Annotated in this window: 22 protein-coding genes and 1 pseudogene; 13 read left to right on the forward strand and 10 right to left on the reverse strand. The window is 64.1% G+C overall.

What is annotated here, in order from left to right; all coding sequences use genetic code 11:
• On the forward strand, nt 1–583 hold a 583-nt coding region (locus N4G42_RS11690; RefSeq protein WP_260667282.1), incomplete at its 5' end, for an AEC family transporter.
• 27 nt (nt 584–610) lie between these two features.
• On the opposite strand, the gene pdxH is transcribed toward N4G42_RS11690, so the two are convergent.
• Nucleotides 611–1252, reverse strand: a complete 642-nt coding sequence (gene pdxH / locus N4G42_RS11695) for a pyridoxamine 5'-phosphate oxidase (protein WP_260667283.1) — start codon at nt 1250–1252, stop codon at nt 611–613.
• Between the two features lie 103 nt (nt 1253–1355).
• Between pdxH and N4G42_RS11700 the strand changes: the two genes are divergently transcribed.
• From N4G42_RS11700 to N4G42_RS11715, 4 genes are all read left to right on the forward strand, one after another.
• Complete coding sequence (locus N4G42_RS11700; RefSeq protein ID WP_260667284.1) at nt 1356–1928, forward strand: TetR/AcrR family transcriptional regulator; 573 nt, start codon at nt 1356–1358, stop codon at nt 1926–1928.
• A 147-nt stretch (nt 1929–2075) separates the two neighbouring features.
• The gene (locus N4G42_RS11705) at nt 2076–2537 is read left to right on the forward strand and encodes a (2Fe-2S)-binding protein (protein WP_056744839.1); all 462 of its coding nucleotides are present in this window, start codon (nt 2076–2078) and stop codon (nt 2535–2537) included.
• Between the two features lie 15 nt (nt 2538–2552).
• The gene (locus N4G42_RS11710; protein ID WP_260667285.1) at nt 2553–4835 is read left to right on the forward strand and encodes a xanthine dehydrogenase family protein molybdopterin-binding subunit; all 2283 of its coding nucleotides are present in this window, start codon (nt 2553–2555) and stop codon (nt 4833–4835) included.
• 377 nt (nt 4836–5212) lie between these two features.
• Nucleotides 5213–5677 carry a GFA family protein gene (locus N4G42_RS11715; protein WP_260667286.1) on the forward strand — a complete coding sequence of 155 codons (465 nt, stop codon included), beginning with the start codon at nt 5213–5215 and terminating at the stop codon, nt 5675–5677.
• A 267-nt stretch (nt 5678–5944) separates the two neighbouring features.
• On the opposite strand, the gene N4G42_RS11720 is transcribed toward N4G42_RS11715, so the two are convergent.
• The 3 genes from N4G42_RS11720 to N4G42_RS11730 all read right to left on the reverse strand — a co-directional run bounded on the left by N4G42_RS11720 (nt 5945) and on the right by N4G42_RS11730 (nt 8283).
• Entirely contained in the window at nt 5945–6154 is a 210-nt protein-coding gene (locus N4G42_RS11720; RefSeq protein WP_099730274.1) for a hypothetical protein, read from the reverse strand.
• A gap of 31 nt (nt 6155–6185) precedes the next feature.
• The gene (locus N4G42_RS11725; RefSeq protein ID WP_260667287.1) at nt 6186–6599 is read right to left on the reverse strand and encodes a hypothetical protein; all 414 of its coding nucleotides are present in this window, start codon (nt 6597–6599) and stop codon (nt 6186–6188) included.
• A gap of 448 nt (nt 6600–7047) precedes the next feature.
• Complete coding sequence (locus tag N4G42_RS11730; RefSeq protein WP_260667289.1) at nt 7048–8283, reverse strand: alpha-hydroxy acid oxidase; 1236 nt, start codon at nt 8281–8283, stop codon at nt 7048–7050.
• A gap of 119 nt (nt 8284–8402) precedes the next feature.
• Here N4G42_RS11730 and N4G42_RS11735 point away from each other — a divergent pair, with 119 nt between their 5' ends.
• Both N4G42_RS11735 and N4G42_RS11740 read left to right on the forward strand, forming a co-directional pair.
• Nucleotides 8403–9302, forward strand: a complete 900-nt coding sequence (locus N4G42_RS11735; RefSeq protein ID WP_260667290.1) for a LysR family transcriptional regulator — start codon at nt 8403–8405, stop codon at nt 9300–9302.
• Nucleotides 9303–9389: 87 nt separating this feature from the next.
• On the forward strand, nt 9390–9953 hold the full coding sequence (locus tag N4G42_RS11740; protein WP_260667291.1) for an NTP transferase domain-containing protein: 564 nt from the start codon (nt 9390–9392) through the stop codon (nt 9951–9953).
• A 23-nt stretch (nt 9954–9976) separates the two neighbouring features.
• Here the strand turns inward: N4G42_RS11740 and N4G42_RS11745 are convergent, their stop codons facing one another.
• Nucleotides 9977–10501, reverse strand: coding sequence for a superoxide dismutase family protein (locus N4G42_RS11745; protein ID WP_056062780.1), 525 nt, complete (start codon nt 10499–10501; stop codon nt 9977–9979).
• A gap of 99 nt (nt 10502–10600) precedes the next feature.
• On the reverse strand, nt 10601–11194 hold the full coding sequence (locus N4G42_RS11750; RefSeq protein WP_260667292.1) for a gamma-glutamylcyclotransferase: 594 nt from the start codon (nt 11192–11194) through the stop codon (nt 10601–10603).
• 107 nt (nt 11195–11301) lie between these two features.
• Here N4G42_RS11750 and N4G42_RS11755 point away from each other — a divergent pair, with 107 nt between their 5' ends.
• A complete protein-coding gene (locus tag N4G42_RS11755) occupies nt 11302–11826 on the forward strand; it encodes an OmpA family protein (protein WP_056744861.1) in 525 nt (174 codons plus the stop codon).
• 111 nt (nt 11827–11937) lie between these two features.
• Here N4G42_RS11755 and gloA read toward each other — a convergent pair whose 3' ends face one another.
• Together gloA and N4G42_RS11765 are read right to left on the reverse strand one after the other, a co-directional pair.
• On the reverse strand, nt 11938–12351 hold the full coding sequence (gloA, locus tag N4G42_RS11760; RefSeq protein ID WP_260667293.1) for a lactoylglutathione lyase: 414 nt from the start codon (nt 12349–12351) through the stop codon (nt 11938–11940).
• Nucleotides 12348–12899: a PaaI family thioesterase gene (locus N4G42_RS11765; RefSeq protein ID WP_260667294.1), complete on the reverse strand. Its 552-nt coding sequence runs from the start codon at nt 12897–12899 to the stop codon at nt 12348–12350. The genes gloA and N4G42_RS11765 overlap by 4 nt, the downstream gene beginning before the upstream one ends.
• A gap of 73 nt (nt 12900–12972) precedes the next feature.
• Between N4G42_RS11765 and N4G42_RS11770 the strand changes: the two genes are divergently transcribed.
• Genes N4G42_RS11770 through N4G42_RS11785 form a run of 4 tightly spaced genes read left to right on the forward strand, consistent with a single transcriptional unit; the run spans nt 12973 to nt 16648 of the window.
• Nucleotides 12973–13452 (forward strand): MarR family winged helix-turn-helix transcriptional regulator, encoded by a 480-nt coding sequence (locus tag N4G42_RS11770; RefSeq protein ID WP_260667295.1) that lies wholly within the window; start codon nt 12973–12975, stop codon nt 13450–13452.
• Nucleotides 13442–14704, forward strand: a complete 1263-nt coding sequence (locus N4G42_RS11775; RefSeq protein WP_260667296.1) for an MFS transporter — start codon at nt 13442–13444, stop codon at nt 14702–14704. The genes N4G42_RS11770 and N4G42_RS11775 overlap by 11 nt, the downstream gene beginning before the upstream one ends.
• Nucleotides 14705–14736: 32 nt before the next feature.
• Nucleotides 14737–15240 carry a MaoC family dehydratase gene (locus tag N4G42_RS11780; protein ID WP_146870899.1) on the forward strand — a complete coding sequence of 168 codons (504 nt, stop codon included), beginning with the start codon at nt 14737–14739 and terminating at the stop codon, nt 15238–15240.
• Nucleotides 15241–15271: 31 nt separating this feature from the next.
• The gene (locus N4G42_RS11785) at nt 15272–16648 is read left to right on the forward strand and encodes an MATE family efflux transporter (RefSeq protein ID WP_260667298.1); all 1377 of its coding nucleotides are present in this window, start codon (nt 15272–15274) and stop codon (nt 16646–16648) included.
• Nucleotides 16649–16723: 75 nt separating this feature from the next.
• On the opposite strand, the gene N4G42_RS11790 is transcribed toward N4G42_RS11785, so the two are convergent.
• Nucleotides 16724–17521: an SDR family NAD(P)-dependent oxidoreductase gene (locus N4G42_RS11790; protein ID WP_260667297.1), complete on the reverse strand. Its 798-nt coding sequence runs from the start codon at nt 17519–17521 to the stop codon at nt 16724–16726.
• Between the two features lie 286 nt (nt 17522–17807).
• Between N4G42_RS11790 and wecB the strand changes: the two genes are divergently transcribed.
• Nucleotides 17808–18977 (forward strand): non-hydrolyzing UDP-N-acetylglucosamine 2-epimerase, encoded by a 1170-nt coding sequence (gene wecB / locus N4G42_RS11795; RefSeq protein WP_056062754.1) that lies wholly within the window; start codon nt 17808–17810, stop codon nt 18975–18977.
• A gap of 51 nt (nt 18978–19028) precedes the next feature.
• On the opposite strand, the pseudogene glmM reads toward wecB, so the two are convergent.
• A pseudogene (gene glmM, locus N4G42_RS11800) lies at nt 19029–19364 on the reverse strand (phosphoglucosamine mutase); the annotation flags it as partial.

Raw genomic sequence — 19364 nt, forward strand, 5'->3', positions numbered from 1 at the left:
GATATCGGTGCATTCGCTCATCCTGCTGACGGCCGCCACGGTGGTGTTCGAGCTGGCGGCCGCGCGCGAACACGCCGGGCGCCCGGGTGGCGTGCAGCAGCCCATGTGGCGCACCGTGCTGCAGGCCATCCGCAACGGCATCGTGCACCCCGTGCCGCTGCCCATCATTGCGGGCCTGCTGTTTGCTCAGACGGGGCTGGTGGTGCCCGAGGTGGTGGGCAAGCCTCTGCAGCTGCTGGGCCAGGCGCTGGGGCCGATTGCGCTGCTGCTGGTGGGGGTGACGCTGGCATTCACCAAGGTCGGCCACCAGTTCAAGGCCGCGCTGCGCATTGCGCTGGTGAAGTGTGTAGTGCACCCGCTGGTGCTGGCCAGCATGGGCTGGGCGCTGGGCCTGTCGGGCATGCCGCTGGCCGTGATGATCGTGGCGGCATCGCTGCCCGTGGGGGCCAACGTTTTCTTGTTCTCCCAGCGCTACCGCGTGGCAGAAGAAGAGGTGACCGCCAGCGTGGCGGTGTCTACCGCGCTGGGGCTGGTGACGATGCCAGTGGTGATTGTGGCGGTGACGCGATGGGTGGCGGGCTGAGCTGGCGGCCCAGTGCCCTAGTTCAGGTCAGGGCGCCAGCCGCTCCCGCACCCAGTCGCTGCCATCGAGGCGGTAGCGCAACCGATCATGCAGGCGGCTCTTGCGCCCCTGCCAGAACTCCCACTGGTCGGGCTTGAGGCGGTAGCCGCCCCAGTGTGGTGGGCGGGGTGGCTTGAGCATGAATTGCGCCCCGTATTTGGCCGCGTTGGCCACCAGCACGCTGCGGCCTGCAATGACCTGGCTTTGCGGGCTGGCCCAGGCGCCGATGCGCGAATCCAGGGGACGGCTGTGGAAGTATTCGTCGCTTTCCTCGTCGCTGACCTTCTCCACCACGCCTTCGATACGCACCACACGCTCCAGCTCCACCCAGTGAAACTGCAGCGCTGCAAACGGGTTGCCCGCAATCTGGCGGCCCTTGCGGCTGTCGTAGTTGGTAAACCAGACAATGCCGCGCTCGTCATAACCCTTGATGAGCACGATGCGTGTGCTGGGCCGCAAGTCGCTGCCCACGGTGGCCAGGGTCATGGCGTTGGGCTCGGGCACCTGGGCGCTGATGGCTTCCTTGAGCCACTGGTCAAACTGCTGCAGGGGGGCGGCATGCGAGGCGTCTTCGTTGAGTTCGGCGCGCTCGTAGCTCTTGCGGAGGTCGGCGATGGAGTTCGTGGTCATGGTCACGATTGTGCATCCCCCGTACGATGTCGCATTGCGCCAGGGCATGTGCAGTGGGTTTTGATAGTGGTCGAATTTGTGTTCGTTTATATTCCTGGTTCCGATGAAACCCAAAGACGACGAGAAACAGCGCGCCATTGCCCAGGCCACCTTTGACCTGGTGGCCCAGCGCGGCCTGAGCGGCCTGACCCTGGCCGACATTGCCCGGGCAGCGGGTGTGGCCACGAGCACGCTGTACGTGTACTACCCGTCCAAGGACGAACTGATCAGCCAGCTGTACCAGGATGCCAAGACCGTCACGGCCGCGCGCATCATGGACGGGATAGAACCTGGCATGCCCTACCGCGCACGGGTGCGCCGCGCCTGGGGTAATCTGCTGCGCCATCGGCTGGACCAATACGCCGAGGTGGTGTTCCAGGAGCAATACTACAACTCGCCCTGGTTCACCCAGGGCAACCGCGAATTTTCGACCCGGCTGATGGCGGGCTTTTTTGCGCTGATGGAAGAAGGCCAGCAGCAGGAGATCCTCAAGGCCGTGCCCATTCCGCTGCTCACGGCCAGCCTGGTGGGCTCGGTGCGGGAGACCGGCAACCTGATCCGCACCCAGGTGCTGCCCGATGACGAGGCTGTGCACCAGATGGCGTTTGGCCTGTGCTGGGACGCCATCAAGGCGTAAATCGTGCCGCTGCAGAAACTCGAATTTTGCGGTTTAATCGAATAGTTATTCTCTTAAAACAACAAAAGCGGCTTGATGTCTGCCCGCGCCGCCCTACCGATTGCGCTGTGCTTTTGAGCGCTGACCTTCATCCCAAGGAGTCCCACGATGCCCACCCTCAATATCAACGGCAAAGACACGGCCGTGGATGCCGACGAATCCACCCCCATCCTCTGGGCCCTGCGCGACACGCTGGGCATGACCGGCACCAAGTTTGGCTGCGGCCAGGCGCTGTGCGGTGCGTGCACCGTGCACCTGAACGGCGCGCCGGTGCGGTCCTGCATCACGCCCATCTCGGCGGCGGCAGGCCAGAAGATCACCACCATTGAAGCCATTGCCGCCGACGACAAGGTGGGCAAGGCCGTGCATGCCGCCTGGGTCAAGCACGATGTGGCCCAGTGCGGCTACTGCCAGAGCGGCCAGATCATGAGCGCCACCGCGCTGCTCAAGGGCAAGAAGAAGCCCTCCGACGCCGACATCGACGCTGCCATGGCCGGCAACGTGTGCCGCTGCGGCACCTACGTGCGCATCCGCGCCGCCATCCACGACGCTGCCAAGACCCTGGCCTGATTGAAGGAGACCACCATGCACTTCGAACCCCATGCCCTGCAGGGCCAAGCACAACATTTCATGCCAAAACACCTCCAAGCGCTAGTGGATAAAGCGCAGGGCGATATGAATTCAGGAGCTTTTGATGCGTCGGAAGGTGTGGCTCGCCGCACCTTCCTCAAGGTGTCGGCTGCCTCGGGCTTTGCGCTGGGCGCGTTTCCCCTGGTGTCTGCTGCACAGGGCGCAGCCGCTGCGGCCCCCGCTGGCCTCAAGCCGCACGAACAGCCCTCGGCCTTTGTGCGCATCGATGCCGATGGCACCGTCACCGTCACCATCAATCGCCTGGACTTTGGCCAGGGCGTGCAAACCGGCCTGCCCATGATCCTGGCCGAGGAGCTGGATGCCGACTGGAGCAAGGTGCGCAGCGTGCACGGCGACGCCAACCCGGCCTACGCCGACCCCGCATTTGGAATGCACCTCACCGGTGGCTCCAACTCCATCAAGAACTCGTACACCCAGTACCGCGAGCTGGGCGCGCGCACCCGGGCCATGCTGGTCGGTGCTGCTGCTGCGCAGTGGGGTGTGGATGCGTCGGCCCTGCGCACCAGCAACGGCTTTGTGGTCGGCCCCGGTGGCAAAAAGCTGGGCTACGGTGCGCTGGCAGGAGCTGCCATGAAGCAGCCCGTGCCTGAAAAGGTCGCACTCAAGGACCCCAAGCAATTCCGCCTGATCGGCAAGCCCACCGGGCGGCTGGATGCCAAGGCCAAGTCGAGCGGCCAGCAGGATTACGGCATTGACGTGCGCCTGCCCGGCATGCTGACGGCCGTGGTGGCCCGCCCTCCCGTGTTTGGCGGCAAAGTGAAGTCGCTGGACGACAGCGCTGCCAAAGCCATCAAGGGCGTGAAGGCCGTGCTGCGCGTGCCTACCGACCGGGGCGGCGAGGGCGTTGCCATCGTGGCCGACGGCTACTGGCCCGCCAAGCAGGGGCGCGACGCCCTCAAAGTGAAGTGGGACACCAGCGCGGTCACCAAGCCTGACAACACTGTGCTGCTGGCGCAGTACCGCGAACTGGCGGCCAAGCCGGGCAATGTGGCCATGCAGGCCGACATGGCGCCACTGGCGCGTGCACCCCACAAGATCAGCGCCGAGTTCGTTTTCCCCTATTTGGCACACGCTCCCATGGAGCCGCTGAATTGCACCGTCAAACTAGACGGTGACAAGGCTGAACTCTGGATGGGCACCCAGATGCCCGGCCTGGACGCCATGGCCGTCGCCAAGACGCTGGGTCTGCCGCCGCAAAACGTCAAGGTCAACACGCAGATGGCCGGTGGCGGCTTTGGCCGCCGCGCCATCCCCACCAGCGACTACGTGGTGGAGGCCTGCGGCGTGGCCAAGGCCGCGCGCACGGCGGGCATCACCGCCCCGGTGCGCACCCTGTGGAGCCGCGAGGACGACATCAAGGGCGGCTACTACCGCCCCATGCACGTGCACCGTGCCGAGATCGGCTTTGACGCCAAGGGCAAGATCCTGGCGTGGGACCACACCATCGTCGGCCAGTCCATCACCAAGGGCTCGCCGTTCGAGGCCTTCATGATCAAGAACGGCATTGACGCCACGGCCGTCGAGGGCATGAAAGAGCCGTACGACGTGCCGATGAAGCTGTCGGTGCACCACCCGGATGTGAACGTGCCGGTGCTGTGGTGGCGCAGCGTGGGATCCACCCACACGGCCTACGCCATGGAGACACTGATCGACGAAGTGGCCCGCACCACCAAGCAGGACCCTGTGGCCTACCGCCTGGCCCTGATGGGCGACAAGCACCCGCGCCACAAGGCGGCGCTGCAGCTGGCCGTCGCCCAGTCGGGCTACGGCAAGAAGAAGCTGGCCGCAGGCCGTGCCTGGGGCGTGGCGGTGCACGAGTCGTTCGAGTCGGTGGTGGCGTATGTGGTCGAGGCCTCCGTCAAAGATGGCACGCCCAAGCTGCACAGCATCACCGCGGGCGTGCATTGCAACCTGGTGGTCAACCCCAAGAGCGTCGAAGCCCAGGTGCAAGGCGCCGCGCTGATGGGCCTGGGCACCTGCCTGCCCGGTGCAGCCATCACGCTCAAGGACGGTGTGGTGGAGCAGAGCAACTTCGGCGACTACGCCGTGCCCCGCATCACCGACATGCCGCAGGTGACGGTGCACATCGTGCCCAGCGCCGATCCACCGAAGGGCATGGGCGAACCTGGGTTGCCGCCGCTGGCACCTGCGTTTGCCAATGCCATCGCGCAGATCACGGGCAAGACGCCACGCGAGCTGCCGTTCAAGCTGGCTTGATAAAGCTTGTTGGAATGAGAGCGCCGGGTTTGGGAAAGCACGGCGCTTTTTTTTAGACCCATCCATCTGCTTCAGTTCGGTGTCCACCATGGCATCGCTCTGGCTGTGTTTTGGCGCGCAGCTTTCGGCGTAGCTCAAGCGGCAGAGAAATGACTGCAATGCACCCAATACCATCATTGAATGGGGCGTTGGAGACAACCAGAATCAAACGGCCATCTGCCTCCGATGCGGCGTTGATGCACTAGTTGGTTTCAATGGTCCGCCCGATGACCTGTGGTTGAGAACTACTTGTACGCACGCATTCGGCGAGGATTGAGCTTCAGCTTTGGGCCCATACAGTCATCTCCCGACGCGCACTTTGTAAGTGAGAATGAGGAATGACCGATAGCGATCTCCCAGAACGGCCTTCGTATGAAGCCGCATGTCATTGCGGTACTGTGCGGTTTTCATTGCGCTTAAGAGATGGCCTGAGAACAGCCCGTAGATGCAACTGCTCCTACTGTCGGATGCGAGGGGCAGTAGCGGTATCGGCCGACCTAGACGATATTCAGGTCACGCATGGCAATGAGGCACTCACGCTGTACACGTTTAATACGGGAGAGGCCAAGCACTACTTCTGCTCAAGGTGCGGTATTTACACCTTCCACCAGCGTCGCTCATCGCCAGACCAATACGGAGTCAATGTGGCCTGCATCGAAGGGATGAGTCCTTTTGACTTCGCGGAAGTGCCAGTCAACGAAGGCAGAACACATCCGAAAGATCGAATTGGAGGAGGCTCTGCGATCGCAGGATGGCTTAGATACGAAGCCAACCCCGAATCCCGCGAGAGAGCCTCTGGGTAGCAAGTTCTACGTCCGGTTCTGGCCGGTAGTACTCATTCGTTTACCGTCACTGAATGACTGCAACACAGCTATAGCGGTTTCCATCTCTCTCAACACCTTTGTAATCTGGAAAACGAAGACGCTTCAACTGCCGCGCTTGGAAAACATGCAAATCGGGGCAGAACCCATGACCGATTCTGTTTTCAGATTACGGAGATTATTTTGATGATCAAGGCCCCTTGTGCGCGGTCGCCAATGGTGGGTGTTAAGCCATGGGCTTGGCGGCACTCAATACTTTAGGTCCACCCCCAGATCGCCCAGCTTTTTCGCAAAAGAGTCCCTGCGTTTTGCCGCCTTTGCCGCTGTTTCTGTGGCGGCTTGGATCGCCTTCGGACCTTTGTTCGCAGCCGCTTGGATCAGCCCGAATTTGTGAGCGGCATCTGCCTCGGCCCGCTTGAATGTGGCAATCAGTTCAGCATGGGCAATGGTTGGATTCACATCGGCTCCTTGTCGATTAGCGCCGTCACGCTTAAATTTGGACGTTGGTGCGAAGCAAGGCCGTTTTCAATTCGCGCGTGGCCGGCTTGGAAATATCCACCTTTTGCACCGCCAGATCGAACGAAGAGCCTGGCTTGATGCTGGTGGGCAGTATCTTTTTGGCTGGAAGCTTGGCAGGGTAGGTGCCTTTACCCGGACACATGCGAACGGAAAACCCGAATTCTTCGAGCAAGCCTTTTGCATACAGCTCCGCCAATTGGTGAAACGATACGAAGGTGGAGCGTTTCACATCTTTGAGTCCGGGCTGGCTGATGTCGCGGACGAGCTCGAATTTGCCCAGTGAATCGCGCTGTGTATCAGTAAAAGGATGCAGCAAGAAAGTCTGACGAACGCCATCCTTTTTAGACACCAAAGTGTGCTCGACGGCTATATCGGTTAGCAGCATATTTCTTTCTATTTCCGCGAGTTGCGGTTTGCACGGCCACATCAGCCGGCGTGCCACCCAAAGTCGCAGATTTTGTTTTCAAACCCAGTCACTGGGGTGCACGAAGCGGCCAAAAATCACCAGCGGGGCGAGGACTTTAACTGAAGGGCCACCCATGGCAGTTCCATAGTGCGCGGCAAACGGGACGGTTCGGGTCAAAAACTGCCTGCCAATGGTGGTCGAGTGAAAGTTCGAAATCAGCCTGAGGCTGTCCGCGACGCTGCAGACCAACCCTATTAAATGAAAAGTGCTACTAGCGCTTTGTGGATAAGCGCTGGCAGCTATGAATTTTAAAGTGATCGACGAGGAGCGTTGGCGGCCCTGCCATCACTTCATTTCAAACTGCGCTGATTGCACTTTGCTCCCCAGCTTGATCAGGCCCCCGACGAGAAGCGTGCGCCGCAGTCCGCTACGGTGCTCGGCGGTCCATGAGATGCTCTGGCCCCAGCGCTGCGCAGGAGGTGGCGCCCAGCATTGCCAAGTTGCGGTCCACCTCGGCGCGCAATAGATCGATGGCCGCTGTAACGCCTGCCTCGCCGTCCACTGCTGCTGCGTAGTTGAAGGGCCGCCCCACAAACACTGCCTGCGCGCCCAGCGCCAGGGCCTTGATCACGTCGGTGCCCCGGCGGATGCCGCCGTCCAACATCACTGTCATGCCGCTGCCAGCCTGCTCGGCAATGGCGGGCAGCACACGCAACGGGGCCACGGCACCGTCGAGCTGGCGACCGCCGTGGTTGCTGACGATGATGCCGTCCACCCCGTGCTGACGGGCGAGGGCGGCATCCTGCGGGCTGAGGATGCCCTTGACGACCAGCGGGCCGCGCCACTGGCGGCGTATGTGGGCGATGTGGCTCCAGTCAAAGTGGTCACGCGCGGCAAAGTCGCGCTGTACACGTGAGGACAGGATGGGCGCGCCGCGCTCGGCAAACGAGTTTTCAAAATGCGGCATGCCGTGGTGTGCCAGCGTGCGCAGCAGTGTGCCTGCCAGCCAGCGCGGGCGCACCATGCCGTCCCACGCCAGGCGAAGGCTGGGGCGTAGCGGGGTGGAGAAGCCCGCGCGGATGTTGTTCTCGCGGTTTCCCGCCACGGGAATGTCCACCGTCACCACCAGCGTCTGTACGCCCGCCGCAATCACGCGCCACAGCAGGGCGTCGATGCGTTCGGGGGTGCCTGGCAAGTAGGCCTGGAACCAGGTGCCGGGGGCGGCGGCCATCACTTCTTCCAGCCGGATGAGGGAGCTGCCGCTTTGTACGGCCGGGATGCCCGCCGCTGCCGCCGCACGGGCCAAAACGATGTCGCCCCGGTAGGCCGACAGCGCCGCTATGCCCATGGGCGCGATGCCGAAGGGGCTGGCATAGCGCTGGCCGAACAGGGTCACGCCCTGGTCGCGTTGGGCCACGTTGCGGAGCACGCGGGGGACGAGGGCGATCTCTCGGAACGCCTGACGGTTGTCGTCCAGGGCCAGGTTGTCTTCCGCCGCCCCGGCCACGTAGCCAAAGATAGGGCGGGGTAGCACGCGGCGGGCAGCGGCTTCAAAGTCGTCGAGTGACAGCAGATGGGCCGTGCGGCCACTCCGGCGCGTGCCATTGAAGGCGCTCCAGGCATTGGTGGCAGGCTGTCGGGGTGTGGTGGAGGGGGTGGACATGGCGTGGTTCCAGACAACGGTAAACGGGGGTTGGAAAGCAGTGTCCTGAAACCGCAATAATCAAGAAAGCGAATTTATTGCTAATGATTTGTTCGCTAAATTGAAAATACATTCACGACATGACCCTTAAGCAGCTCGAAGCCTTCTACTGGGCCGCCACCTGCAGCAGCTTTGCCATGGCGGCCGAGCGGGTGCACTTGTCGGTGTCGTCCTTGTCCAAGCGGATCGCCGAGCTGGAGGCCTCGCTGGGCCAGGTGCTGTTTGACCGCGCCGGCCACCGCGCCGCGTTGACGGAGGCGGGCACGCGACTCGTGCCTCTGGCGGGCGCGTTGCTGCAACAGGCAGACCATTTGCAGCAGGAGATGGGCAGCACCATCGGCCTGCGCGGCCCCTGCCGCCTGGGGGTGGGCGAGCTGACGGCGATCACCTGGCTGCCGCGCCTGGTGGAAGCCCTGGCGGCGGCGCACCCGGCACTGGAGGTGTCGGTGCACGTGGATGTGGGTGCAGCCCTGGCAGAGCGGTTGGACAAAGGCGAGCTGGATGTGGCCGTGATCGCCGGCCCCGCCAGCCGCAGTGCGCTGACCTCGGTGCCGCTGGCGCATGCGCGCTTTGCCTGGTGTGCTGGCCCTGGCGTGACGCACGGCCTGCGCCAGATGGATGCTGATGCCATGCAGTCGCAACCGCTGGTAACGCTGCCGCAAGGCTCGGGGGTGACCCACCTCATCGACGACTGGCTTCGGCAGGCCGATGCACGCCCCGCGCGCAGATTGGTGTGCAACCACTGGGGCGCCATCGTGGGCTTGCTGGCACAGGGCAGCGGCATTGGCCTGCTGCCCGAGGGCTGGGCGCAAGCCCTCCACGCCAGGGATGTGTTGCAGGTGTTACCCAGCTCTGTGCCGCTGGGGTCGCTCGGCTATGCGTTGCACAGTCGGCGTGATGACCTGCGGCCGCTGGTGAGCATGCTGCACGGACTGGCAGCGCAGCATGCGGATTTCACGGTGGCGAGTGGCGCGTTGTGAAGACTGCTGGCCCGGCATCGCAGCACTAGAATCGCGCCCGCTGCACGCCACAGTTGATGGCCCAGCAACCTGTTCAAGCGGAACCCCATGCTCGTATCGCCTTTGCTCCCCGTCGTTCTGGTGCTGGCCTCGGGCCGGGGAGCGCGTTTTGCCGCGTCCGGCGGTGCGGTGCACAAGCTGCGCGCGCCCCTGGGAGCAAAGACCGTGCTGGAACACACCCTCGATGCCGTGCGCGCCAGCGGCCTGCCCTGGCACCTCGAAGACGCAGGCCACCCCGGCATGGGGGATTCGATCGCCGCAGCTGTGCGCGCCACGACCCAGGCGCCCGGTTGGCTGGTGTTGCCGGGGGATTTGCCGCTGATCCGTCCCGACACCTTGCGCACCATCGCCGCCGCGCTGGCGGACCCGGACTGCGCCGTGGTCATGCCGGTGTACCAGGGCGAGCGCGGTCACCCTGTGGGGTTTTCGGCCGCATGCTTGTCCAGCCTGTTGGCGCTGACCGGCGAGCAGGGCGCCGCCAGCGTGGTGCGCGCGCAGGCGCAGCAGGGCAGGGTACGGCAGGTGGAGGTGGATGACGAAGGCACGGTGACCGACATTGACACCGTGCAAGACCTGGAGCGCGCCGCGCAGTTGCTGGCGGCGCGTGGGTAACGGCGGCGAGGGCCGCTTCCGCTTTATTTGGAAGCAATCACCGCGCAAGCCAGGCGTGGTCCTGCGTTGCCGGTGGGTTGGGTCTTGTAGTCGTCGGGGTCGCGGTGAACGATCAGGCCCTTGCCGACGATGTCGGTGGTTGGGCCGCCCACGCTGATGGACCGCGACACAAAGCTGAATGCGGCGACGCCATATTTGTCGGCCTTGAGGCTGGGCAGGTCACCGGTGTGGTGTTCGCCCGCGCCGTGGGACCCGTGCGGTTTGGCCGTGGGGTTGAAATGTCCGCCGGTGCTCATGCCGTCGCCGCTCGAGCAGTCGCCCTTTTCATGCACATGAAAGCCGTGTTCTGCATCGGGTTTGAGTCCACGAATTTCACCCGACACCTGCACGCCATCGCCGGTCTGTACAAACGTCACCGTACCAGTGGCTGTGTTGCCCCGGGTGGGCTCCAGCTTGGCGGTAGCGCGGTTGCCAGACAGGTGGGAGGCACAGCCCGCCAGCGCCACAACAGCCAGGGAAGACAGGGCAAAAGCAAAACGAATCTTCATGACTCAAACTCCTCGGTGCGAATGAATGAACGCGGGATTGAACCCGATACAAAGGCGCAGTCTCGCAAGCCACCACGCGAGAGTCCAGAAAAATGTGCACTATGCCTCTTTTTGGGCCAACGCGATCAACCGAGCCAAAGCCCTGTCGTGGATGCCGTGCTTGCGCAACTCGTCATAGGTGGCCTGGGCGTAGTCGCGGGTGGTGCCGTAGCGTCCACAGGCCTGCTCGAAAATGCGGCAGTATTCGTGGTCTGGTAGCTCGCCCGTGTGGTTGGGACTTTTGCGCGACAGGGTAAAGGCCAGCGCCCGCACCGGGCCATGGGGCGTGTGGCACACCAGCCAGCGCGGGTCGTAGACAGCGGTGACCATCTCGCGTTGCCACAGGTTGATCATCACCTGCCGCGCATGCGCCTTGTCCACGCGAAACACCATGCCCCGGCAGCTTCCGCCCGACAGCATGCCGAACACCAGCCCCGGGCACTCCGGCGTGCCGCGGTTGATACGGCTCCACATCTTGAGCGCCCGGTGCCAGCCGTGGACCTTGGCCGGGCGGCGCTCGGCGTAGTCAAAATCCGGCCGCCAGATGAGCGACCCATAGCCAAAAATCCACAGGTCCTGATGGCCACCCCATTCCTGGAGGGCACGCTCCAGCATCGGCGCCGGGTCTCGCAGTGGGGCGGGCAGATTCGTCATGCCTTCACTCTACAATCGAAAGCTTTGCTGCAAGCGGCCGGGGCCTTGTTTTCGCAACGCCTGCATTGGCCGACCAACCACTTTATTCATCACTACAGGGATCTTCCATGTCCAGCTCTGACGACGATAGCCAACAACGTTTTGCCCTCGGTTTTCTGTTTGCACTGATTGCGTTGGTGATCTCCGTGGTGGTGGGCACCGTGGTGGTCAAGCGTCTGGGCGCCAAAGCACCGGTCCGGCCTGCCGCCGTTGCGGCCAGCAACACGCCCGCAGCACCCGCCGTAGCCGTGGAAGAAGATATTGCCAGCGTGCGCGTGGAAAACGGCGTGGTGAAGTTCTACTTTGCCACCGCCAAGGCCGAGCTGGCCGTGGGTGCCAACGAAGCCCTGGCCGACGTGGTCAAGGGTGTGGCTGAAGGCAAGAAGGCCGTCATTTCCGGCTTCCACGATGCCACGGGCGACGCCGCACTGAATGCAGAACTGGCCAAGCAGCGCGCAGTGGCCGTGGCCGAAGCGCTCAAGGCCCTGGGCGTGGCCGAAGACAAGGTGGAGCTGAAGAAGCCAGAAGAAACCACCGCGACCGGCAGCAACGCCGAAGCCCGCCGCGTGGAAGTGACGCTGGGCGCCCTGTAAGCGCCGCCTGCTTCTACAACAAAAAACCCGGCGCTGCCGGGTTTTTTTGGGCCAAATGGCCGCATGCGCTAGTGGAATATGCGCCAGTAGCTATCTATTTGATAGTAATTATTACCGCAGGCCCTGGCCGCCTGCGCCTTCGGCGCGCTGGATCAACTCGATCTTGTAGCCATCGGGGTCGGTCACAAACGCGATCACCGTGGTGCCGCCCTTGACCGGACCTGCTTCGCGCGTCACGTTGCCGCCCGAGGCCTTGATCTTTTCGCACGCGGCATACGCATCGGGCACGCCCAGCGCGATGTGGCCGTAGGCCGTGCCCATGTCGTAGCTTTCCACGCCCCAGTTGTAGGTCAACTCGATCTCGGCCTGGCTGGGGTTGCCGCCCTCGAAGCCCAAAAAGGCCAGCGAGTATTTGTACTCGGGGTTCTCGGACTGGCGCAGCAGTTGCATACCCAGCACCTGGGTGTAGAAATCAATCGAGCGTTGAAGGTTGCCAACGCGCAGCATCGTGTGGAGGAATTTCATCCCTTCGATTGTGCAGGCAGATCGAAAACCAGGCAGGTGGTGGTGGCGTGGGCATACAGCGTGCCGTCCGGCCCCACCAGGCGCGCCTCGGCCGTGGCCAGCTGGCGCCCGCTGTGGATCACCCGGCCCTCGGCGCGCACGCGCTGTACCTTGGGCGTGATGGCCTTGACCAGGTTGATGCCCAGCTCGGCCGTGGTATATCCGCGCCCGGGCTCCATGCGCGTGTGGATGGAGCAGCCCAGGGCGGAGTCGAGCAAGGTGGCAAACCAGCCGCCATGCACCGTGCCCATGGGGTTTAGGTGCTCTGCGCGGGGTGTTCCCTGGAAGATGGCCGTGCCTTCGCCCACTTCCACGATCAGGAAGTCCAGCGTCTTGGCAATGGCCGCGTAGGGCAGCTCGCCGCGCAGCATGGCCTGCATCTGCTGCAGGCCGTTCAGGTGGGCGATCTGCTCGCGGCGGGCCACTCCCGGGCCGGGGCCTGCATCCAGCGTGGCCAGGATGTCGCGCTCCTGTGCCAGCCAGTGTTCAAGGTGGTTTTGCTGTGTCATGGGTTGTCCTGGTTGGTGGCGTGGTTGAAATGCATGAGTTGCATATGCAATTATTGCAGATACAATCAAATCCATGCACGCCAACCCATCCACCCTGGCCCCTGTGCTGCCGCAGGGCTGCACCAACTTCAAGCTGCGCCAGCTGATGCGCCGCGTGGCCAACCACTACGACGCCGAAATGGCGAAATGTGGACTCAAGACCACGCAGTATTCACTGCTGTCGCATGTGCTCAAGCTGGGCCCGATTCGCCCCGGTGATCTGGCCACGGAGATGAAGATGGATGCGTCCACGCTGACACGCAATCTGCGCCCGTTGGTGGATGCGGGCTGGGTGACGCTGAGGGCGGGTACGGACGCACGCAGCCGCCTGGTGCACATCACCGACGCAGGCCGCGACAAGCGCGCGGAAGCGCAACGCCACTGGAAGGCCGCACAACTGGCGCTGAACGAGGCACTGGGCGTGGAACGCGTGATGGCCTTGCACGCGTTGGTGGACGACTCGCTCGATCTGCTGGCTGCACTGCCAGTGCAGGGGACTGCGCATGACGAATAACCACACCCCGCAGGCGACGGCAACCAAGCCCGCCGCACCGCTGGCCCTGTGGCTGGTGCTGCTGGCGGCCGCAGGCGCCTTTGCACTGACCATGGGCACGCGCCAGACCATGGGCCTGTTCCTGTCCGCACTCAACACCTCCACGGGCCTGGGCATCGGCAGCATCAGCCTGGCGTTTGCGTTTGGCCAACTGTGGTGGGGGCTGACCCAGCCGTTTGCCGGGGCTGTGGCCGACCGCATCGGCACGGGTCGTGTGATCCTGATCGGTGTGGCGCTCGTGGCGCTGGGCACCTTCATCACGCCGTACATGACCACCACGGCCGGGTTGATTTTTGCGATTGGCGTGTTGGCCGCAGGCGGCGCAGGCATGGCTGGGCCGTCTGTGCTGATGGCGGCCACTGCCCGGCTGGTGCCTGTTCAAAAGCGCGGGCTGGCCAGCGGCATCGTCAACGCGGGCGGCTCGTTCGGGCAGTTTTTGATGGCGCCCATCGCCATCAGCCTGACCGCCGCAGTGGGCTGGGCCAGTGCGATGCAGTGGCTGGGCGTGCTGGTGCTGCTGGCGCTGCCGGCGGTGTGGGTGCTCAAGGGCAACTCCAACGCCCTGGCGGCACAGGCTGCAGCCGTATCCGGCCAGAAGGCATTGACCGCGCGCGAGGCCATTGCCCAGGCCCTGGCCACACCGAGCTACCGGTATCTGGCGGCAGGCTTTCTGGTGTGCGGCTTTCACGTGGCGTTCCTGGCCACGCACTTGCCCGGCGTGATCGCAGCGTGCGGGTTGGCGCCCGAAGTAGGGGGCTGGTCGCTGGCGGTGATCGGGCTGTTCAACATTGTGGGCAGCCTGGCCATGGGGTGGGCGGTAGGGCGCTGGCGCATGAAGTCGCTGCTGTCGCTGCTGTACGCCACGCGAGGTCTGGCGGTACTGATTTTCCTGTTTGCTCCCAAGACGCCGGCCGTGGTGCTGGTCTTCGCCGCCGTCATGGGCATCACCTTCTTGTCCACCGTACCACCCACGGCCGGACTGGTCGCCAAGATGTTTGGCACGGCCAACATGGCAATGCTGTTCGGCATCGTGATGCTGTCGCACCAGATTGGCGGATTCCTGGGTGCCTACCTGGGCGGCAGCGTTTTCCAGGCCACCGGCAGCTATGACTGGGTCTGGTACATCGACATCGTGCTGGCTGTAGGCGCAGCACTGGTCAACCTGCCGATCCGGGAAGCGCGCGTGGCGCGCCCCGCCGCCACGGCGGCCTGACCAACCACCTACTCTCCACGAAAGCCATCGACATGACGCAGACCCCCGCCAGCAACGTTTCGACAGCCCCCACGTCCCCGATCTACCTGGACGACCTGTCTGTCGGCGACCAGTTCCAAAGCGGCGAACACGCCATGGACGAAGCGCAGATCACCACCTTTGCCGCGCAGTTCGACCCGCAGCCCTTTCACCTGGACGACGCCGCTGCGCGCGAGACGCTGTTTGGCGGTCTGGCCGCCAGCGGCTGGCACACGGCTGCCGTGACCATGCGTCTGCAAGTGACCAGTGGGCTGCCGATTGCGGGCGGCATCATCGGTGCGGGGGGCGAACTGAGCTGGCCCCGGCCCACACGCGCCACCGATGTGCTGCATGTGGTGAGCGAGGTGGTGCAGATCCAGCCCTCCAAGTCCAAGCCCGACCGGGGCATGGTCACGGTGCGCAGCGAAACCCGCAACCAGCACGGCGACGTGCTTCAGTTGTCTACCGTGCGCATCGTGGTGCCACGCCGGCCTGCAGCCGGTGGGGCAGGGGCCTGATGTGACCGAGGCCCTGAACCCGCGTACCCGCATGCTGCTGGAGGCGCCCATTGCGCCCACCTTGCTGCGGCTGGCCGCGCCCAACGTGCTGGTAATGCTGGCGCAGGCGGGCGTCGGGCTGATCGAGACCTACTTTGTCGGCCAGCTGGGCACCGATGCACTGGCCGGCATGGCGCTGGTGTTTCCGGTGGTCATGCTGATGCAGATGACCTCGGCGGGCGCCATGGGCGGCGGCATTGCCTCGGCCATTGCACGCGCCCTGGGCGCACGGCGGCGGGACGATGCCGACGCGCTGGTACTGCATGCGCTGGCCATTGCGGCGATGTTTTCGCTCGTCTTTACCGTTGGCGTGGTGGGAGGAGGGCGCTGGCTCTACACCCGCATGGGCGGCACGGGCGGCGCGCTGAATGCGGCACTGGTCTATTCCAACTGGGTGTTTGCGGGCGCGTTCCTGGTCTGGCTGTTCAACACGCTGTCGGCAGTGATCCGGGGCACGGGCAACATGGCTGTGCCAGCCTACGTCACGGTGCTGGGCGCGTTTGTACTGGTGCCGCTGTCGCCACTGTTCATCTTTGGCTGGGGCCCCATGCCGGGCCTGGGCATTGCCGGTGGCGCCATTGCGCTGATGGCGTATTACCTGATCGGCAGCGCAGTGCTGGCCGCATACCTGTGGTCGCCACGCAGCCTCCTGCGGCCGTCGCTGGCGCACATCCGGTTTCGTTGGGTGCTGTTCAAAGACATCCTGCGGGTGGGTCTGGTGTGCACGGTGTCTACCGTCGCCACCAATCTGGCGATTGGCGTCACGACCGCATTGGTGGGTGGTTTTGGCACAGCGGCCATCGCGGGCTACGGCACCGCATCGCGGCTGGAATACCTGCTGGTTCCGTTGGTGTTTGGCCTGGGCGCGCCGCTGGTGGCCATGGTCGGCACATGCATCGGCGCTGGCCAGCGCGAGCGCGCCTTGCGCGCCACCTGGATTGGCGCGGCCATGGCGTTTGTGATGGCCGAGGCGATTGGCCTGTGGGCGGCAGCCTTTCCCAACGCGTGGCTGTCCCTGTTCAACAGCGACCCCGCCATGCTGGAAGCGGGTGCGCTGTATCTGCGCACCGTCGGCCCCGTGTACGGCTTCTTCGGCCTGGGCCTGGTGCTGTACTTTGCCTCGCAAGGGGCAGGGCGCCTGCTCTGGCCGGTGATCGGCAACATCGTGCGCCTGGCGGTGGCCGTCACCGGCGGCTGGCTGGCGCTGCGCTGGGGCGGTGGACTGGCCGCCGTGTTTGCAGCGCAAGGGGCGGCGCTGGTGCTTTACGGCTTGGTCAACGCCTGGGCGATTGCTGGCGGCGCCTGGTTCGGTCCGGTGGGCTGGCCGCGCAGTACCACCCGGCTGTTGCAGCGCATGCCACAGGTCTGAAAGTGATGAAAATAGCTGCTAGCGCTAGTGAATTATGCGCTGGCAGCTATCAAAACAGGAGTAGCCAGAAGTGCGTCAGACCGGCACGGTGTAGTTGAGCGTCATGCGCCCACCGTCCACGGTCACAATCTCACCGGTCACATAGCTGGCCGCATCGCTGGCCAACCAGGCCACCACATCGGCAATCTCGGACGGCTCGCCCAGCCGCTTCATGGGCGTGCGGCTCATGATCTTGTTCTTGGCCTCATCGCTGGTCAGCACGGCCTTGGCGGCCAGCTCGGTGGCGATGGTGCCCGGCGCCACCGCGTTCACGCGGATGTTCTTGTCGGCCAATGCCAGCGCCATCACCCGCGTGAGCTGGTTCACGCCGCCTTTGCTCACGTTGTAGCTGGAGATATTGGGAATGGTCAGCACACCGTTGACCGAGCTCATGTTCACGATCGAACCGCCTCCCGATACCACCATGGCCCGCGCCACCGCCTGGCCGACCAGGAACGAGCCCTTGAGGTTGACCCGCAGCACCGCGTCAAAGTCGGCCTCGGTCACATCCAGAAAGTCTGCCGCACGAAAGATGCCCGCGTTGTTCACCAACACGTCGATGCGCCCATGGTCCGCCAGGGTCTGGGCCACCAGTGCATCCACCTGCGATTTATCGCCCACATCGCAGCGCACATACAGCGCGCCCAGCTCCTGCGCCAGCGCCTGGCCACGCGCATCGTCCACATCGACGATCACCGGCTTGGCGTCTTCGGCCGCAAAGCGGCGGACACAGGCCTCGCCAATGCCTTGGGCGCCACCCGTGACGATGCAGACGCGGCCCTGATGACCGAAGTGGATGGACGATGTAGAAGGTGCTTGGGTGGGAAGGTTCATGGGCGGTGATGGTAGCGGCTTGAACAGGATGCAGGGCCGACGGCGCATTGGCGCTTCGTTGGGATGACATCACTAGCGCTAGATACGATGTATATTATGTTAAATATCAAATACACACTCTGTGCGGTGTCGAACAGACACTCCACGCCCCCCAACCGCACCATGCGTCGGCCTTGGGGGCACCTGCTGTGGCGGCGTTCTCCCAAGTCTCCCTTCCGAAAAGTCCGTCTGGACTGGTTCCAACGCCTCCCACCAAAACGCGAGCGCCGCTGCGTTGAAAGAACCCATGACCACTTACCTTGCGTGTTTAGGCACCCGCCCTGAGATCATCAAGATGGCACCGTTGCATCGCGAGCTAAAGCTGCGTGGCCACCGCGTGGTGGTGCTCCACACCGGGCAGCACGCTGAGGTGGCCGAGGTGCTTTACCGATTTTTTGACATGGGGCCAGACCTGCGCTTGGCACTAGAGCGGCGCACACCGAGGTTGGGCGACCTCACGGCGCTGTTGCTGGAGGGAGTGGACAGGCTGGTGGACGAAACCCAGCCTGATGTGGTGCTGGTGCAGGGCGACACGACGTCTGCGCTGGTCGGAGCGCTGAGTGGCTACTACAACGACAAGCCGGTCGCCCACATCGAGGCGGGTTTGCGCACAGGCACACGCGAGCCGTTTCCGGAGGAAAAAAACCGGGAGCTGATTGCACGGCTCGCCCACTGGCACTTCGCACCGACGGCGCGGACCCGGGACAACCTTTTGCGCGAAGGCATCGCAGACGCCTGTATCTCCGTCGTCGGCAATACGGTGATTGACGCGGCGCGCTGGACGCAGGAGCGCCTGCAGACCAATGCATCGTCCGCGCCTTCTGTCTTGCCGTCCGGTTCGTCTTCAGTGGTACCAGCCATGGTCGCAGAGTTTCTAGATCAGCAAATAAACCAACGGCTTCTGTTGGTGACCGCCCACCGCCGAGAGAACTGGGGCGACCCCATACGCAATATCGCCACTGCCATCGGGCAGTTGCTGGCGGCCCATGGCGATCTGGTTGTGGTCTGGCCGCTTCACCCCAACCCAGCCGTCAGTCAGGCGGTGAGGCCGGTGATCGACGCATTGCCGGACGACCTGCGCCAACGGGTGTGTCTGACCGAACCCATGGACTACCCTGCCCTCATCAGCCTGCTGCAACGCTGTTACTTCACGCTGACGGACTCGGGCGGCATTCAGGAAGAAGCCTCTGCGCTGAGGCGGCCAGTGCTGATTGCGCGCGACAGCACCGAGCGGCAGGAGCTGGTGGAAGCTGGTGGTGCGGTACTGGTTGGCACAGACATCCGCCGCATGGTGACTGAGGCGGCACGCCTGCTGCGCGACGATGGGGCGTACCGCAGCATGCAGCTGGAAAGCAGCCCGTTTGGCGATGGCCACACCGCGCAGCACATTGCAGACCGGCTCTGCACGGTGGACTGACAGCGCTTGCGGCCCCACCACCATCCAGGATGGTGCGGGGACGGCGGCCGTTCAGGCGGTAACTGTATCCAGCGCCGCGGGTGCGGTCAGCAGTTGGCTGACCTCTTTGGCAAACCGGCTGGCCATCCGCTGCGCCCTGAGTGCAGTACGGCACTCCACCAGCACCCGCACAACAGGCTCGGTGCCCGAGGCACGCAGCAGCACCCGCCCATCGTCGCCCAGCAACTTTTCGGCCCGCAGCTGGAAGTGGGGCATCCAGGTGTTGTCGGCCATCCCCGCACCACGGGTCACGGGCACATTGACCAAGCACTGAGCGTTCATGCGCAGATCGCTGCACAGCTGCGACAAGCTGCGCTGCGAGCGCTTCATGGCAGCAACCACCCGCAA

This window comes from Acidovorax sp. K2F (genome assembly GCF_025246485.1).
In the GTDB taxonomy this organism is placed as follows: domain Bacteria; phylum Pseudomonadota; class Gammaproteobacteria; order Burkholderiales; family Burkholderiaceae_C; genus Acidovorax; species Acidovorax delafieldii.

What these genes read in the sequence shown, in the direction of transcription:
- N4G42_RS11710 (WP_260667285.1), top strand. Translation starts at nt 2,553, where the DNA reads ATGCACTTCGAACCCCATGCCCTGCAGGGCCAAGCACAACATTTCATG.
- N4G42_RS11755 (WP_056744861.1), top strand. Translation starts at nt 11,302, where the DNA reads ATGTCCAGCTCTGACGACGATAGCCAACAACGTTTTGCCCTCGGTTTT.
- N4G42_RS11730 (WP_260667289.1), bottom strand. Translation starts at nt 8,283, where the DNA reads ATGTCCACCCCCTCCACCACACCCCGACAGCCTGCCACCAATGCCTGG.
- N4G42_RS11700 (WP_260667284.1), top strand. Translation starts at nt 1,356, where the DNA reads ATGAAACCCAAAGACGACGAGAAACAGCGCGCCATTGCCCAGGCCACC.
- N4G42_RS11790 (WP_260667297.1), bottom strand. Translation starts at nt 17,521, where the DNA reads ATGAACCTTCCCACCCAAGCACCTTCTACATCGTCCATCCACTTCGGT.
- N4G42_RS11735 (WP_260667290.1), top strand. Translation starts at nt 8,403, where the DNA reads ATGACCCTTAAGCAGCTCGAAGCCTTCTACTGGGCCGCCACCTGCAGC.
- N4G42_RS11785 (WP_260667298.1), top strand. Translation starts at nt 15,272, where the DNA reads ATGCTGCTGGAGGCGCCCATTGCGCCCACCTTGCTGCGGCTGGCCGCG.
- wecB (WP_056062754.1), top strand. Translation starts at nt 17,808, where the DNA reads ATGACCACTTACCTTGCGTGTTTAGGCACCCGCCCTGAGATCATCAAG.
- N4G42_RS11765 (WP_260667294.1), bottom strand. Translation starts at nt 12,899, where the DNA reads ATGACACAGCAAAACCACCTTGAACACTGGCTGGCACAGGAGCGCGAC.
- N4G42_RS11715 (WP_260667286.1), top strand. Translation starts at nt 5,213, where the DNA reads ATGACCGATAGCGATCTCCCAGAACGGCCTTCGTATGAAGCCGCATGT.
- N4G42_RS11775 (WP_260667296.1), top strand. Translation starts at nt 13,442, where the DNA reads ATGACGAATAACCACACCCCGCAGGCGACGGCAACCAAGCCCGCCGCA.
- N4G42_RS11740 (WP_260667291.1), top strand. Translation starts at nt 9,390, where the DNA reads ATGCTCGTATCGCCTTTGCTCCCCGTCGTTCTGGTGCTGGCCTCGGGC.
- N4G42_RS11780 (WP_146870899.1), top strand. Translation starts at nt 14,737, where the DNA reads ATGACGCAGACCCCCGCCAGCAACGTTTCGACAGCCCCCACGTCCCCG.
- gloA (WP_260667293.1), bottom strand. Translation starts at nt 12,351, where the DNA reads ATGAAATTCCTCCACACGATGCTGCGCGTTGGCAACCTTCAACGCTCG.
- N4G42_RS11745 (WP_056062780.1), bottom strand. Translation starts at nt 10,501, where the DNA reads ATGAAGATTCGTTTTGCTTTTGCCCTGTCTTCCCTGGCTGTTGTGGCG.
- pdxH (WP_260667283.1), bottom strand. Translation starts at nt 1,252, where the DNA reads ATGACCACGAACTCCATCGCCGACCTCCGCAAGAGCTACGAGCGCGCC.
- N4G42_RS11750 (WP_260667292.1), bottom strand. Translation starts at nt 11,194, where the DNA reads ATGACGAATCTGCCCGCCCCACTGCGAGACCCGGCGCCGATGCTGGAG.
- N4G42_RS11725 (WP_260667287.1), bottom strand. Translation starts at nt 6,599, where the DNA reads ATGCTGCTAACCGATATAGCCGTCGAGCACACTTTGGTGTCTAAAAAG.
- N4G42_RS11705 (WP_056744839.1), top strand. Translation starts at nt 2,076, where the DNA reads ATGCCCACCCTCAATATCAACGGCAAAGACACGGCCGTGGATGCCGAC.
- N4G42_RS11770 (WP_260667295.1), top strand. Translation starts at nt 12,973, where the DNA reads ATGCACGCCAACCCATCCACCCTGGCCCCTGTGCTGCCGCAGGGCTGC.